This is a genomic window from Pseudonocardia lutea (assembly GCF_042658055.1).
Classification (GTDB): domain Bacteria; phylum Actinomycetota; class Actinomycetes; order Mycobacteriales; family Pseudonocardiaceae; genus Pseudonocardia; species Pseudonocardia lutea.
Map to the genome: position 1 here is coordinate 61383 of NZ_JBHSQK010000040.1, position 15267 is coordinate 76649.

The window sequence follows — 15267 nt, forward strand, 5'->3', positions numbered from 1 at the left end:
GTGACGAGCGTCCGCACGGCGACCACCTCCGCCCGGGAGGAGCGTGCCGGGCCGCCGCGCGATCGGCCCTACAGGTCGAGCCCGAGATCCAGCGCGGTCACCGAGTGCGTCAGGGCGCCGACGGAGATGAAGTCCACCCCGGTCTCGGCGTACTCCCGGGCGTTCGCGAGGACCAGCCCGCCGCTGGACTCGAGCAGGGTCGGGCGGGAACCGCGACGGCGCACGGCCCGGGCCGTCTGCTCCGGGGTGAAGTTGTCCAGCAGCACCAGCTCCGCGCCCAGCTCGAGCACCTCGTCGAGCTGCGCGAGCGAGTCCACCTCGACCTCGCAGGGCAGCTCCGGCGCCCGCTCCCGCGCGGCCCGCAGCGCCGCGGACACCGAGCCCGCCGCGGCGACGTGGTTGTCCTTGATCAGGATGGCGTCGCCGAGGCCGAGCCGGTGGTTCACCCCGCCGCCGCAGCGCACGGCGTACTTCTCCAGCAGCCGCAGCCCCGGCAGCGTCTTGCGGGTGTCCCGGATCCGCGCCCGGGTGCCCGCGACGGCGTCCACCCACTGAGCGGTCGCGGTCGCCACCCCGGACAGGTGGCAGAGCAGGTTGAGGGCGGTGCGCTCGGCGGTCAGCAGCGCCCGGACCGGCGCCCGGACGACGAGCGCGGGCTCGCCCGGGGTCAGCCGCGACCCGTCCGGCAGCTCGGTGAGCAGCTCCCACTCCGGCACCACGAGGTCGAGCACGGCCTTCGCGGCCGGGACCCCGGACAGCACGCCCGCCCTGCGGGGGGTGAACGACCCGACGGCGACGGCGTCGGCCGGGACCGTCGCGGCGGTGGTGGCGTCGGGTCCGTGGCGCAGGTCCTCGTCGAGCGCGGTGCGCACCACGCGGGCCAGGTCCTCGGGGTCCGGCACGCCGATCGCGGTGGCCCCGCCGACCCCGGCGGCGATGCCGGCGCTCACGCCGCACCCGCCAGGGCGTCCGTGCCGACGACCGGGCGGCCGGTCTCGTCCAGGGTCACGAGCAGGGACTCCTTCTGCCAGAGGTCGTCGCGCTCGGGGAAGTCCGTGCGCACGTGGCATCCGCGGCTCTCCCGGCGGGTGCCCGCGGCCGCGAGCATCGCCTGCGCGAGCAGGGTCAGCGCCGCGTCCTCCACGCCGGCGCGGTCGAGCGGGGTGGCCAGCAGCGTGGCCCGTTCGACGAGATCCGACGCGGTGGCCAGGCCCGTCGCGTCCCGCCCGATGGCGGCGAAGGCGCTCATCGCCCGCTGCACGATCCCGCGGTCGGCCACGCCGACGGCCGGTGCCGGCGCGATCAGCTCGGCCGACGCGGTCCGCGGCAGGTGCAGGTCCTCGACCACCGCGTGGACCGCCCGCTCGCCCACCACGAGCCCCTCGAGCAGGGAGTTCGACGCGAGCCGGTTCGCCCCGTGCAGTCCGGTGCGGGCCACCTCGCCCGCGGCGTAGAGGCCGGGGACCGCGGTGCGGCCGTCGATGTCGGCGACCACACCGCCGCACGCGTAGTGCGCGGCCGGGGTGACGGGGATGGGCTCGCGGGTCGGGTCGATCCCCGCCTCGCGGCACGACGCGGACACGGTGGGGAAGCGGGCGGCGAAGCCCTCCAGGCCGGTGGCGTCGAGGTACATGCAGTCCGCGCCGGTCTCGGCCATCCGCCGGGTGATCTCGGCGGCCACGACGTCGCGCGGGGCGAGGTCGGCGAGCGGGTGCCGGCCGACCATGAACCGGGTGCCCGACCGGTCCCGCAGGACCGCGCCCTCGCCGCGCACCGCCTCGGTGACCAGCGGGCGGCGGCCGACCGCGGGCCCGGTGTAGAGCACGGTGGGGTGGAACTGCACGAACTCCAGGTCGGCCGCGGCGGCGCCGGCCCGCAGGGCCAGCGCCACGCCGTCCCCGGTCGAGGTCCCCGGGTTCGTGGTGCTGGCGTAGAGCTGCCCGTACCCGCCGGTGGCCAGGAGGACGGCGGGGGTGCGCAGCACACCCGCCCGCCCGGCGTCGTCGAGCACGGCGAGCCCGGCGACGCGGCCTGCGGGGTCCTTGAGCGCGTCGACGGCCACGTGCCCGGTGAGGATGGTCAGCGAGCGGGCGGCCTCGACCAGGGCGCGCTCGATCTCCGCGCCGGTCGCGTCGCCGCCCGCGTGCACGACGCGGTAGGCGGAGTGCCCGCCCTCGCGGGTCCGGTCCAGGCGGGGGCCGCGCGCGTCGAACAGCGCGCCGCGCTCCCGGAGCCGCCGGACCGCGCCGGGACCGCCGGCGACGATCGCCGCGACGGCCTCGGCGTCGTTCAACCCGCCGCCGACGGCGAGCGTGTCCGCCGCGTGCGCCTCGACGGTGTCGCCCGGCACGTCGCCGAGCACGACGGCGACGCCGCCCTGCGCCCAGCGGGTGCTGCCGGCGTCGGCCGCGTCCTTGGTCACCACGACCACCCGCAGCCCGGCCGCCGCGGCGTCGAGCGCGGCGGTGAGCCCCGCGACGCCGCTGCCGACGACGACGAGGTCCGCGCTCGCCTCCCAGCCCGTCACTCGCCACCTCCCGGCCGGCCGATCGCGATCATCCGCTCGACGGCGGCGCGCCCGCGGGCGGCCAGCTCCGGGTCGACGTGCACCTCGTCGGTGCCCTCGCGGACGCTGCGCAGGAGCGCCTCCGGCGTGATCATCTTCATGTAGGTGCAGCTCGCGCGGTCGTTCACCGCGCGGAAGTCGATCTCCGGCGCGGCCCGGCGGAGCTGGTGCAGCATGCCGACCTCGGTCGCCACCAGCACCGACTTCGCGTGCGACGCGCGGGCGGCGTCGACCATCCCGCCGGTCGAGAGGATCTTGACCCGGTCCGCGGGCACGGTGCCGGACCCGGCGAGGTAGAGCGCCGAGGTGGCGCAGCCGCACTCCGGGTGCACGAACAGCTCGGCGTCGGGGTGCGCCTCGGCCTGCGCGGTGAGCTCGGCGCCGTTGATGCCGGCGTGGACGTGGCACTCCCCCGCCCAGACGTGCATGTTCGCCCGGTCCAGGGTGCGCCGGACGTGGGCGCCGAGGAACTGGTCGGGCAGGAACAGCACCTCGCGGTCCTCGGGGATCGAGGCGACGACCTCGACCGCGTTCGACGAGGTGCAGCAGATGTCGGTCTCGGCCTTCACCGCGGCGGTGGTGTTCACGTAGCTGACCACCACGGCGCCGGGGTGCTCGGCCTTCCAGGCCCGCAGCTCGTCGACGGTGATCGAGTCGGCGAGCGAGCAGCCGGCCCGCGCGTCCGGGATCAGCACGGTCTTGTCCGGCGAGAGGATCTTCGCGGTCTCCGCCATGAAGTGCACGCCGCAGAACACGATCGTCCCGGCGTCGACCTCGGCGGCGATCCGGGAGAGCGCCAGGGAGTCGCCCACGTGGTCGGCCACGTCCTGGATCGCCGGCAGCTGGTAGTTGTGCGCCAGCAGCACCGCGTCGCGGCGCTGCGCCAGCTCGCGCACCTCGTCGGCCCAGCCGGGGTACGGGACGTCGGGCCCCGCCTGCACGTCAGCCGTCACGGTCATCGCTCGTCCTCCTCGGATGTTTTCGCCTGTTGGTCGAAAACACGGCGATCGTAGCATCGCGCCCGCCCCGGGGACACCGTCCGCGTGACCCGGAACTCACCTGCCCGTAACCTCTGCGTCCCGGAACGGACGGTTCGCCCGGATCTCCGGCGCGGGTCCTACGATCGGCGCATGCCCGCCCGTCCCACGGGCCACGAGGTGCTCGCGGCCGTGCTGCAGGTCCGTGAGGACGCCCTCCAGGTGCTGCTCTGGCAGCGCGGCAAGGAGCCCGACCGCGGGCGCTGGGCGCTGCCCGGCGGGACGCTCGGGGACACCGAGGACGTCGAGGAGTCGGTGCGCCGCCAGCTCGCCGAGAAGGTCGACGTCCGCGAGGTCACCCACGTCGAGCAGCTCGGGGTGTTCAGCGCGCCGGAGCGGGTGCCCGGCATCCGGCTCGTCGCCACGGCGTTCCTCGGGCTCGTGCCCTCCGACGCCGACCCGGCGGTGCCGGCGGACACCGCCTGGTTCCCCGTGGCCGACCTGCCGCCCACGGCCTTCGACCACGCCGAGATCGTGCACGACGCGCGGGACCGCCTGCGCGCCAAGCTCTCCTACACCAACCTGGGGTTCGCGCTGGCACCGCGGGAGTTCACGATCTCCGCGCTGCGCGAGCTGTACGTCGCCGCGCTCGGCCACCCCGTCTCGGCGACCAACCTGCAGCGGGTGCTGACCCGGCGGCACGTGCTGGCGGCCACCGGCGAGACCGCGCCGCCCGGGCCGGCCGGGGGGCGCCCTGCCGCGGTGTTCCGGTTCACCGAGCGGGCCCTGCGGGTCACGGACGCCTCCGCGGTGCTGCGCCCGCCGGGCAGCCGCGATTCGGCGGGCGACGGGGCGGTGCGGCCCGTACCGTGACCACGTGGTCGCGACGATCCCCCTCTTCCCCCTGGGCACCGTGCTGATGCCCGGGGCGTCGCTGCCGCTGCACATCTTCGAACCGCGCTACCGCCAGCTCACCGTCGACCTCGTGACGGGCGCGGTGCCGGACAAGGAGTTCGGCGTCGTCGCCGTGCGGGAGGGGCACGACCCCGACGTCCAGGGCCTCGACGCGCTGTACCCGGTCGGCTGCACCGCCCGGCTGCTCGACGTCCGGCGGCTCCCGGACGGGCGCTACGACATCGTGACCTCGGGCGCCCGGCGCTTCCGCCTGCTCGAGCTCGACACCCGTGCCAAGCCCTACCTCTGCGGCTCGGTGGAGTTCGTGCCGGACGACAAGCAGACCTCGGAGTCCGACGACCTGACCCGGATGCTCGCCGGCGCCGCCCGCGCCGCGCACCGCGCCTACTGCGCCACCGCCTGGAAGAACGACGACTGGTCCGAGCCCACCCAGGAGGTCGGCCCGGCCGAGCTCGCGCACGTGCTCGCGGCGGACTGCCTGCTGCCGCTCGAGGACCGGCAGGCGCTGCTCGAGCAGACCTGCCCGGTGGAGCGGCTGCGGATGGTGCGGCTGCTCATCGCCCGGGAGCGCGGGCTGTTGGAGCGGCTCCGTGCGGTGCCCACGCCGATGAGCACCTACGCGGAGCCGTTCGGCCCCAACTGACCGCCGAGGCTCACCGCCAGCCGAACCGGCTCCGCAGCTCGTCGGCCACCCGGTCGAAGCGCGCCGGGTCGAGCACGGCCCCCTCGCGACGGATGTCGTGCTCGCCGACCTCGAGCACCCGGTCGAGCCGGATGAAGGACTCGCGGCCCTCGCGGTCCCATTCCCCGGACCCGATCGCGACCCAGTCCGGGTCGCCCTCGCGCTTGTGCTGGCTGGACAGCATCAGCCCGAGGAGCTCCCCGCCCTGCCGCCCGACGACGAGCAGCGGCCGGTCCTTGCCCTGGCTCGCGTCCTCCTCGAAGGGCACCCAGGTCCACACGATCTCGCCGGGGTCCGCCGCGCCGTCGAGCTCCGGGGCGTAGACGACCCGACGGGCCCGGTCCGCGGTCGGCGCGGTCCGGACCCCGCCGTGGCCCTCCGGCGCGGGCCGCGCCGGGCGCTCGTCCGCCTCGGCGATCAGCTTCATCCCGACGTCCACGGCCTGCTTGAGCAGGTTGCCCCAGTCCATGGTCGACAGCATCCCACCGACGCGATCTCATGGGGCGGTCTCGGGGGCGATCCCGCCGGGACGAGCTCATCGGTGCACCGATGCGAATCCGGGGTGGCGGCCGTTCCACGTGACGACACCACCGCACAGGAGGGAACCACCATGGACTGCAGGCTCGAGGTCGTCGTCGTCCCGGTCTCGGACGTCGAGCGCGCGTACGAGTTCTACGCCGGCAAGCTCGGCTTCCCCGTCGACTCCGACTTCCACCCGAACGAGCACTTCCGCGCCGTCCAGGTCACCCCGCCCGGCTCGGCCTGCTCGATCGTCTTCGGCACCGGCCTCGGCGGCGGGGCGGAGCCGGGCTCCCTGCAGGGCTGTCACCTCGTCGTCACGGACATCGATAAGGCGCACGCCGAGCTGGAGGCGGCCGGGATCGAGAACAGCGGCCCGCAGCACTTCGTCGACGGCGTGCAGACGGCCGGGGTGCACCCGGAGCACGTGGACTACGGCACCTTCGTGTACTTCGCCGACCCCGACGGCAACTCCTGGGCGCTCCAGGAGATCCGGACGCCGAAGCGCTGATGCGCACGGCCGATCTGGAGGCCGGCTTCGCCCGGCACCGGCGCGAGCTGCACGTGCACTGCTACCGCATGCTCGCGTCGGTGCCCGACGCCGAGGACGCCGTCCAGGAGACCTACCTGCGGGCCTGGCGTGGGCGGGAGGGCTTCGACGGTGCCCACCTGCGGGCCTGGCTGTACCGGATCGCGACCACGGTCTGTCTCGACGCCGCCCGCGCCCGGGCCCGCCGCCCGGCATCGGGGGGCGAGGTGTCCTGGCTGACGCCCTACCCGGACACCCTGCTCGAGCCGGCGAGTACCGACGGAGAACCCGACGCGCTCGTCGTCGCCCGGGAGACGATCGAGCTCGCGTTCCTCGTGGCCCTGCAGGTCCTGCCGCCCCGGCAGCGGGCGGCGCTGCTGGCCCGCGAGGTGCTGGGCCTGTCCGCCCGGGAGACCGCGGAGATGATCGGGACGAGCGTGGCCGCGGCGAACAGCGCGCTGCAGCGGGCCCGGGAGACGCTGCGGGCCCACCTGCCCTCGCACCGCGAGGACTGGTCCGCCCACGAGCCGAGCCCGGCGGAGAGGGAGCTGCTCGCCCGGTTCGTCGACGCCCACGAACGGCAGGACGCCGCGGCCGCGCTCGCCGCGGCGGCCGAGGACATCCGGGTCACCATGCCGCCCGCGCCCTACTGCTTCGAGGGGCACGCGCAGCTGGCGACGCTGCTGGAGCGGGCGTTCGGCGGGGAACGCGAGGGCGACTGGCGACTGCTGCCCACCGGCGTCAACCTCATGCCGGCCGCCGCGAGCTACCTGCGGCGGCCCGGGGACACGGTGTTCCGCCCGTTCAAGCTCGACGTCCTCCGGGTGGAGGGCGACCGGATCGCCGAGATCACGACCTTCGGCTGGTCGTGGTTCCCCGCCCTGAACCTGCCCGACGCCCTGTGACCCGGTCGGGAGGGTGCACGACCGGCGCCGTCGTCCAGCGGCGTTCAGCGTCGTCCAGCGGGCACGAGCGAGAGCGCCGCTCGCTCGTCGTCGGGGCGGACGCAGCGAGCGCCGCAGGCCTTCCGGCCTGCGGCGCTCGACGTGGGTGGGCGGGTGGCCCGTCCTACTGCGCGTCCCCCTGGCCCGCCTGCTCCTGCTGCTGGCGGGCGACCTCGGCCTTGACCTGGTGCATGTCGACCTCCCGGACCTTGCCGATCAGCTCCTCGAGCGCCGACGCCGGGAGCGCGCCGGGCTGCGCGTAGAGCACCACGCCGTCCCGCACCGCCATCAGGGTCGGGATCGACGAGATGCCGAAGGCCTGCGCGAGCTGCGTCTGGGCCTCCGTGTCGACCTTGCCGAAGGTGATGTCGGGGTGCTTCTCCGACGCCTCGTCGAAGACCGGCGCGAACTGCCGGCACGGGCCGCACCAGGAGGCCCAGAAGTCGACGAGCACGGTGCCGTCGCCCGCCACGACCTCGTTGAAGTTGTCGGTCGTCAGTTCCACCGTCGCCATGTCCACCTCAACTCCTCCGGGTCGGCGTATGTTCCGCCTACCCGCGCAGCGCCTCGGGCAGTCGCGATCCCACCCGCGATCCCCCCAGCGCTCCGGCCTCGGACCCGGCTCCCGGGCCGGCTCCCGGACCGACCGGGTCGTGCGGCCGGAACGCCTGGGCGGCGGCGTCGTAGACGAGGACGTCGGCGGTGCGGATGTCGAAGAACAGGCCCATCAGCTCGGCGTCGACGCCGAGCTCGCGCAGCCTGTCGAGCTGCATCGCGACGTTGACCATCGCCAGGCAGTCGCGCTGCCCGAACCCGGCCTCGGCCCCGGCCCGGCCCGCGGGGTGCCCCGCCAGCCACGCGTCGAGGCTCGGCCGGCCGGTGCGCAGCCAGTCGCCCAGGGCCCCGTCGGGCATGTCGGTGGGGACGCCGTCGAGCAGGCCCTGCATCGCCCCGCACCCGGAGTGCCCGCACACCGCGACGAGCGGGACGCGCAGCACCGAGGTCGCGTACTGCACCGCGGCGAGCGCCCCCGTGCCGGAGACGAGGTTGCCGACGTTCTGCACGGTGAACAGGTCGCCGGGCCCGCTGTGGGTGATCATGTTCGGCAGCACCCGCGAGTCCGCGCAGGCCAGCAGCAGCCCGGAGGGGCTCTGCCCGGCGGCCAGCCCGGAGAAGGTCGGCCGGACGTGCTCGGCGGTCTCCCGATGGTAGGCGCGGACCCCGGCCAGCATCGGCGCGCTCGGGCCCTCCTGCGCGTGCTCGGCGTGCTCGGAGCGCCACTGGGACCAGGTGGCGAACCGGCCGTGGTGCGGGCCGATCCGCGTGCTCGCGGGCTCGCTGACCTCGACCCGGCCGCCGGAGGCACGGTGCCGCCGCGTCCAGGACTCGAGGTGGTCGTAGGCGGTGTGGTCGAGGTAGTCGACGACGAGGTCGACGCGCACCGGCTCGCCGCCGGGCACCTCGTTCAGCACCCGGGACAGGGCCGGCACCGAGAGGAAGCTCAGCGTGCCCTCGACGACGACGCGCCGCGGGGCGCCGCCGGTCGGCTCCTCCACCCGCACGCGGGCCCGGCCGGCGCGGCGCACCATCAGCAGCCCGGCCAGGACGAGCCCGATCGCCACGCCCTCCAGGAGGTTCAGGAACACCACGCCGAGCACGGTCGCGACGTAGACCAGCAGCTCGCCGTGGGCCCGCGCGGTGCGGACGTCGGCCGGCTTGACCAGCTGCAGCCCCACGACCACGAGCAGCCCGGACAGCGCGGCCAGCGGGATCATCTCGATCATCGGGACCAGCACGACGCCGAACAGCGCGATCCAGAGGCCGTGCAGGACGGCGGAGGCGCGGGTCCGTGCCCCGGCGCGGACGTTGGCCGAGCTGCGCACGATCACGCCGGTGACGGGCAGGCCGCCGAGCAGGCCCGAGACGGCGTTGCCGGCGCCCTGGCCGAGCAGCTCGCGGTCCGCGTCCGTGCGCGCGGCGCGGGCGCCGCCATCGCGGTCCTGGGCCATCCGGTCGACGGCGACGGCCGAGAGCAGGCTCTCGACGCTCGCGACCAGCGCGACGGTCAGCATGCCGCCGAGCACGCCGGGCCAGAGCCCCGAGTCGGGCAGCACCGGCAGCGCGACGGACTCGATCAGGTTGCCCGGCAGGTCGACGCGGGGGACGTCGGGCAGCGCGAGGCTCAGCGCGGTGGCCGCACCGACCGCGACGAGGGCGCCCGGCACCGCCTTCTGCGGCCCGGGGAGCCGCGGCCAGACGATCATGACCGCGATCGCGGCGAGTCCCACGACGACCGCGCCGCCGTGCAGGTTCGCCAGCTGCGCCGGGAGCTCGCGGAGGTTGGCCGGCGCGCCGGTCTGCGCGGTGCCGCCCAGGACGACGTGCAGCTGGGCGAGCGCGATGGTCACGCCGATGCCGGCCAGCATGCCGTGGACGACGGCGGGCGGGATGGCCTGGGTGAACCGGGCGAGCCGGGAGAGCCCGAAGAGGAGCTGCAGGAGGCCGGCGCCGGCCGTGATCAGCGTGGTGACCTGCCACCCGAACTGGTCGACGAGCCCGGCGACGATCACGGTCAGGCCGGCGGCGGGCCCGCTGACCTGCAGCGGCGACCCGCCGAGCAGGCCGGCGACGACGCCGCCGACGACGGCGGCGACGAGACCGGCCATGATCGGCGCACCCGAGGCGAGCGCGATGCCGAGGGAGAGCGGGACGGCCACCAGGAACACCACCAGCGAGGCACCGAGATCGGCGCGCAGCGTACGGGGGTCGAACCGTGGCCGGTGGGGAGCGGCGGGCTGTGGGGAGCGGTCGGGAGCGCGCCCGCCGGGGGTGGCGCTCGAGGTCTGGTCCGGCACGTCGGGTCCTCCGGTCAGGGTCGGTCTGGCTGGGGGGCGCACGAGTGCGGCTGTGCGGCCGTGCGGCGGTATGCCCACCGATCACAGCGGAGGAGGGGCCCGGCCGGTTCCCGACCTGACTGTCCGGAACGTCCGATATCTCTGAATCGATCACCCCGCGTGCCCGGCGGGCGGTGACCGGGTCCGCCACGCGCACCGCAGAACGGTCCTTCCGGGTGGTCCCACGGCGCTGCACATCGCGCGGCGTCCACTTCTCCGGCGAATCCCGGCCCGATCGTGTGGATCATGGTGGCCGGGGCCACAGCCGACCCGGTCGGGTGATCAACGGGTTGACGCCGGGTTACGCCCCCCTCGCGACGGCGGCCACCCCTGCCGTCGGCCACATGAGCTCGGCGTGGTCACGGGATCGACAGCACGGTGGGGACGAGGTCCCGACTGGGCCGGGGCACTATCCTGACCCGACCATGTCCGCCGAAGCCGGCACGGACGTCGGTCCGGGGGGCGCCGACGCCGGGGATCTCGATGGCCCCCACCCGGTGCTGTCCCGCCGCCGCGGCCTCGGCCAGACCAGTGCACGCTCCCTGCTGCTGACCCTGCTGGGCGAGTTTGTGCTGCCGCGGGACGAGCCGGTGTGGACCCAGGTGCTGATCGACGTCCTCGGCGGGCTCGGCGTGGAGAGCAAGTCGGCGCGCCAGGCGCTGGCCCGCACCGCGGCGGAGGGACTGGTCAGCTCGGACCGCGCGGGGCGGCGGGTGCGCTGGACCCTGACCGATGCCGGCCGTGACCTGCTCTCGGCCGGTGCCGCGCGCATCTACTCCTTCGGCAACCCCGCCCCCACGTGGGACGGGCGCTGGCTGGTCCTGCTCGTGAGCGTCCCCGAGTCCCGCCGCCAGCTGCGCCACCGGCTGCGCACCCGGCTGGCCTGGGCGGGTCTGGGCTCCCCCGCCCCCGGGGTGTGGGTCTCCCCCGACGCGGGCAAGGAGGCCGAGGTGGCCGACGTGGTCGCCGACCTCGGCCTCGGCGCCGTGACCAGCTCGTTCGTCGGCCCCTTCGGCCGCATCGGCGCGCAGGCCGACGTCGTCGCGCAGGCCTGGGACCTCGCCGCCGTCGAGCGGGAGTACGAGGACTTCCTCGCCGAGTTCGGCGACGCCGTGCCCGCCGGCCCGGCCGACGTCCTCACCCACCAGGTGCTGCTCGTGCACGCCTGGCGGCGCTTCCCCTTCCTCGACCCGAAGCTCCCCGCCGAGCTGCTGCCCGCGGAGTGGGCGGGCACCCGCGCCGCGGCGCTCTTCGACACCCTGCACCGGCGCTGGCAGCGCCAGGCCCAGGCGCACTGGCGTTCCCTGGTGAGCCGGGCCGCCTAGGCCCTGACCCCTCCCCCGTCGGGCGAACGGCGCTCTCGCTCGTACCTGGTGAGCGAGAGTGCCGTCCTGCTGGTCAGTGCTGGTCAGTGCTGGTCAGAGCTGGTCAGAGCTGGTCAGTGCTGGTCAGTGCCGGTCAGGGCGGGTCGAGCACCCGGCCGTGGCGTGGTCGGGGGCCTGGTCGGGCGGGGTCAGCCCAGGCAGCCGGGGCCGAGGAGGGCCTTGAGGTCGCCCATCAGCGCGGGGGTGTTGGTGACCTTGAGGGTGTCGGCGAGCTTCCAGTGCGTGATCTTGCTGCCGTAGACCAACGACAGGTGCACCTCGGAGGTGCCCGGGTGGTGGGTGAGCACCTCCTTGAGCTGCGCGACCCGCTCCGGGGTGCACAGCTCGGTGCGCAGGCTGACCTTCACCGGCAGCCCCGCCTCCCCGGCGGCCTGCAGCTCGGGCACGGCGAGGTCGTTGGCGATCAGCGAGACCCGGTCGTCCCGCTTGTTCACCCGGGCCTTGACCAGGACGATCGCGTCCTCCGCCACGTCGACGCCCACCACCTGGTAGGCCCGCGGGAAGAACAGCACCTCGATGCCACCGGCGAGGTCCTCGATCTGCGCCGACGCCCAGGGCTCGCCGTTCTTGTTCACCCGGCGGTTGACGTTGGTGAGGATGCCGCCGACCGTGACCTGCGCACCCTCGCCGACCGTGCCCTCCAGGATCGCCTGGATGGGGGTGTCGGCCTTGGCCGAGAGCGCCTGCTCGACGCCGTCGAGCGGGTGGCCCGAGACGTAGAGCCCCAGCATCTCGCGCTCCACGGCGAGCTTGTGCTTGGTATCCCACTCCTCCTCGGGCACCTTCACGTCGAAGAGCCCACCGATGTCGGCGTCCTCGCCGCCGCTGCCGTCGAGCGAGCCGAACAGGTCGAACTGGCCCATCGACGCGGCCTTCTTGCTGCTCATGATCGCGTCGATCGCGTCCGCGTGGACGAGCAGCAGGCCCTTGCGCGAGTGGCCCAGCGAGTCGAACGCGCCCGCCTTGATCAGCGACTCGATGACCTTCTTGTTGCAGACCACCGCGTCGACCTTGCGCAGGAAGTCCGAGAAGTCGGTGAAGTCGCCCTTCTCCCTGCGGGCCGCGACGATCGCGTCGACCACGTTGTAGCCGACGTTGCGGATCGCCCCGAGGCCGAAGCGGATGTCGTCCCCGACCGGGGCGAAGTTGCGGACCGACTCGTTGACGTCCGGCGGGAGGACCTTGATCCCCATCCGCCGGCACTCGGCCAGGTAGACGGCGGCCTTGTCCTTGTCGTCCCGGACCGACGTGAGCACCGCGGCCATGTACTCGGCCGGGTAGTTCGCCTTGAGGTAGGCCGTCCAGTAGGAGACGACGCCGTACGCCGCGGAGTGCGCGCGGTTGAAGGCGTAGTCGGAGAAGGGCAGCAGGATGTCCCAGAGGGTCTTGACCGCGTCCTCGGAGTAGCCGTGGTCCTTCATCCCCTGGGCGAAGCCGGCGTACTCCTTGTCCAGGATCTCCTTCTTCTTCTTGCCCATGGCGCGGCGGAGCAGGTCCGCCTTGCCGAGCGAGTAGCCCGCGAGCTTCTGGGCGATCGCCATGACCTGTTCCTGGTAGACGATCAGGCCGTAGGTCTCGCCGAGGATGTCCTTGAGGGGCTCGGCCAGCTCCGGGTGGATCGGCGTGACCTCTTGCCGTCCGTTCTTGCGGTCGGCGTAGTCGTTGTGCGCGTTCGCACCCATCGGACCGGGTCGGTAGAGCGCGCCGACGGCGGAGATGTCGTCGAACTCCGTGGGCGCCATCCGGCGGAGCAGGTCCCGCATGGGCCCGCCGTCCAGTTGGAACACGCCGAGCGTGTCCCCCCGGGCGAGCAGGTCGTAGGTCTTCGGGTCGTCCAGCTCGACGGACTCGATCTCGAGCTTCGGCTTGCCGTTGAGCTCGATGTTCTCCAGCGCGTCGTCGATGATCGTGAGGTTGCGCAGGCCGAGGAAGTCCATCTTCAGCAGCCCGAGCGTCTCGCAGACGCCCATGTCGAACTGCGTGATGATGGCGCCGTCCGCCTCGCGGCGCTGGATCGGGATGACGTCGATCAGCGGCTTGCTGGACATGATCACGCCGGCGGCGTGCACGCCCCACTGCCGCTTCAGGCCCTCGAGGCCCCGCGCGGTGTCGATGATCTCCCGGACCTGGGCATCGGCCTCGTAGAGCGCCCGGACCTCGGTGGCCTCGGCGTACCGCTTGTGGCTCGGGTCGAAGATGCCGGATAGCGGGATGTCCTTGCCCATGACGGCGGGCGGCATGGCCTTGGAGATCCGGTCCGCCACGGAGTAGCCGGGCTGGCCGAACAGCACGCGCGCGGAGTCCTTGATCGCGGCCTTCGCCTTGATCGTGGAGTACGTGATGATCTGGGCGATCCGGTCCTCGCCGTACTTCTCCGTGGTGTAGCGGATCATCTCGCCGCGCCGGCGCTCGTCGAAGTCCATGTCGATGTCCGGCATGGAGATGCGCTCGGGGTTGAGGAAGCGCTCGAAGATCAGCTTGTGCCGGATCGGGTCCAGGTCGGTGATCTCCAGCGCGTACGCGATGAGCGAGCCCGCCGCGGAGCCACGGCCGGGGCCGCAGCGGATGCCGACGGACTTCGCGTACTGGATGAGGTCCGCGGTCACGAGGAAGTAGCCGGGGAAGCCCATCTGGATGATCACGCCGAGCTCGTACTCGGCCTGCCGGCGGTACTGCTCGGTGACGCCGTTCGGGAACCGCTTGTGCAGCCCCCGCTCGACCTCCTTGATCAGCCAGGACTCCTCCGTCTCCCCCTCGGGGACGGGCGCGCGGGGCATGAGGTCCTGGTGGCCGAACGACACGTCGACCCGCTCGGCGACGGCGAGCGTGTTGTCGCAGGCCTCGGGGTGGATCGGGTCCCACATCGCCCGCATCTCGGCGGGCGACTTGAGGTAGAAGTCCTGCGCGTCGAACTTGAAGCGGTTCGGGTCGGCGAGGGTCTTGCCCGTCTGCACGCAGAGCAGCACCTCGTGCGGCTTCGTGTCGTCCGGGTAGGTGTAGTGCAGGTCGTTGGTGGCCAGGCCGGGCAGGTCGAGGCGCTTCTTCAGCGCGAAGAGGTCCTCCTGGACCCGCTTCTCGATCTCGATCCCGTGGTCCATCAACTCGCAGAAGAAGTTCTCCCTGCCGAAGATGTCCCGGTAGTCGCTCGCGGCCTGGCACGCGTCCTCGAAGCGGTCCTGCTGCAACAGGCGGGCCACCTCGCCGGACGGGCAGCCCGTGGTGGCGATGATCCCCTTGCCGTAGGTCTCCAGCAGCTCCCGGTCCATGCGGGGCTTGTAGTAGTAGCCCTCGAGGCTGGCCAGGCTGGAGAGCCGGAAGAGGTTGTGCATCCCCTCGGTGTTCTCGGCCAGCAGCGTCATGTGGGTGTACATCTCACCCGGGTTGTCGTCGCTGACGGTCTGGCCGCCGAGGGTGGCGCGCTTGCGCTCGTGCCGCGAGCCCGGGGAGAGGTAGCCCTCCATGCCGATGATCGGCTTGATCCCGGCCGCGTTGGCCTTCTTCCAGAACTCGTACGCCCCGTAGACGTTCCCGTGGTCGGTCATCGCCAGCGCGGGCATCTCCATGCGCGCGGCTTCGGCGAACAGGTCGTCGAGCCGGGCCGCACCGTCGAGCATGGAGAACTCGGTGTGCGTGTGGAGGTGCACGAAGGAGTCAGTCATGATCCACTCCGCTGTTCCCGCTCGCCGGGGCCATGGGGCGTCGAGACTCCCTTCACGCGCTCGCGCGCGGGTCGTGCGGCGGGCCCGCGGAGCCCCGACGGTCGGCCTCCCGGCCGCCTTCGGGGTGCGGCGTCCGGGTGCACGGCCGGCGACCGGGCGGTGGCCCGGCGGGTGCCGGCGGATGTCGGGTCCCCCGG

12 protein-coding genes are annotated in these 15267 nt (G+C 73.7%); 5 read left to right on the plus strand and 7 right to left on the minus strand.

Annotated features, from left to right (window positions below; all coding sequences use genetic code 11):
• Positions 1-68: 68 nt before the first annotated feature.
• The 3 genes from nadC to nadA are packed head-to-tail and all read right to left on the minus strand — an operon-like array spanning position 69 to position 3525.
• Positions 69-950 (minus strand): carboxylating nicotinate-nucleotide diphosphorylase, encoded by an 882-nt coding sequence (nadC, locus tag ACFQH9_RS16640; RefSeq protein WP_379567040.1) that lies wholly within the window; start codon positions 948-950, stop codon positions 69-71.
• The gene (locus ACFQH9_RS16645) at positions 947-2527 is read right to left on the minus strand and encodes an L-aspartate oxidase (RefSeq protein WP_379567041.1); all 1581 of its coding nucleotides are present in this window, start codon (positions 2525-2527) and stop codon (positions 947-949) included. Before ACFQH9_RS16645 ends, nadC begins: the two co-directional genes overlap by 4 nt.
• Complete coding sequence (nadA, locus tag ACFQH9_RS16650) at positions 2524-3525, minus strand: quinolinate synthase NadA (protein WP_379567042.1); 1002 nt, start codon at positions 3523-3525, stop codon at positions 2524-2526. Before nadA ends, ACFQH9_RS16645 begins: the two co-directional genes overlap by 4 nt.
• 171 nt (positions 3526-3696) lie before the next feature.
• Here nadA and ACFQH9_RS16655 point away from each other — a divergent pair, with 171 nt between their 5' ends.
• Together ACFQH9_RS16655 and ACFQH9_RS16660 are read left to right on the plus strand one after the other, a co-directional pair.
• Entirely contained in the window at positions 3697-4416 is a 720-nt protein-coding gene (locus ACFQH9_RS16655; protein ID WP_379567043.1) for an NUDIX hydrolase, read from the plus strand.
• Between the two features lie 4 nt (positions 4417-4420).
• On the plus strand, positions 4421-5101 hold the full coding sequence (locus ACFQH9_RS16660; protein ID WP_379567044.1) for an LON peptidase substrate-binding domain-containing protein: 681 nt from the start codon (positions 4421-4423) through the stop codon (positions 5099-5101).
• A 10-nt stretch (positions 5102-5111) separates the two neighbouring features.
• Here the strand turns inward: ACFQH9_RS16660 and ACFQH9_RS16665 are convergent, their stop codons facing one another.
• Positions 5112-5609 carry a type II toxin-antitoxin system PemK/MazF family toxin gene (locus tag ACFQH9_RS16665; protein WP_379567045.1) on the minus strand — a complete coding sequence of 166 codons (498 nt, stop codon included), beginning with the start codon at positions 5607-5609 and terminating at the stop codon, positions 5112-5114.
• A 141-nt stretch (positions 5610-5750) separates the two neighbouring features.
• Between ACFQH9_RS16665 and ACFQH9_RS16670 the strand changes: the two genes are divergently transcribed.
• Positions 5751-6170, plus strand: a complete 420-nt coding sequence (locus tag ACFQH9_RS16670; RefSeq protein WP_379567046.1) for a VOC family protein — start codon at positions 5751-5753, stop codon at positions 6168-6170.
• A complete protein-coding gene (locus ACFQH9_RS16675) occupies positions 6170-7093 on the plus strand; it encodes an RNA polymerase subunit sigma-70 (RefSeq protein WP_379567047.1) in 924 nt (307 codons plus the stop codon). The genes ACFQH9_RS16670 and ACFQH9_RS16675 overlap by 1 nt, the downstream gene beginning before the upstream one ends.
• A 163-nt stretch (positions 7094-7256) precedes the next feature.
• Here the strand turns inward: ACFQH9_RS16675 and trxA are convergent, their stop codons facing one another.
• Complete coding sequence (gene trxA / locus ACFQH9_RS16680) at positions 7257-7646, minus strand: thioredoxin (protein ID WP_379567048.1); 390 nt, start codon at positions 7644-7646, stop codon at positions 7257-7259.
• Between the two features lie 37 nt (positions 7647-7683).
• On the minus strand, positions 7684-9987 hold the full coding sequence (locus tag ACFQH9_RS16685) for a SulP family inorganic anion transporter (RefSeq protein WP_379567049.1): 2304 nt from the start codon (positions 9985-9987) through the stop codon (positions 7684-7686).
• Positions 9988-10451: 464 nt separating this feature from the next.
• On the opposite strand from ACFQH9_RS16685, the gene ACFQH9_RS16690 reads away from it, so the two are divergent.
• A complete protein-coding gene (locus tag ACFQH9_RS16690; RefSeq protein ID WP_379567050.1) occupies positions 10452-11351 on the plus strand; it encodes a PaaX family transcriptional regulator in 900 nt (299 codons plus the stop codon).
• Between the two features lie 188 nt (positions 11352-11539).
• Here the strand turns inward: ACFQH9_RS16690 and dnaE are convergent, their stop codons facing one another.
• On the minus strand, positions 11540-15070 hold the full coding sequence (dnaE, locus tag ACFQH9_RS16695; RefSeq protein WP_379567051.1) for a DNA polymerase III subunit alpha: 3531 nt from the start codon (positions 15068-15070) through the stop codon (positions 11540-11542).
• Between the last annotated feature and the right edge of the window lie 197 nt (positions 15071-15267).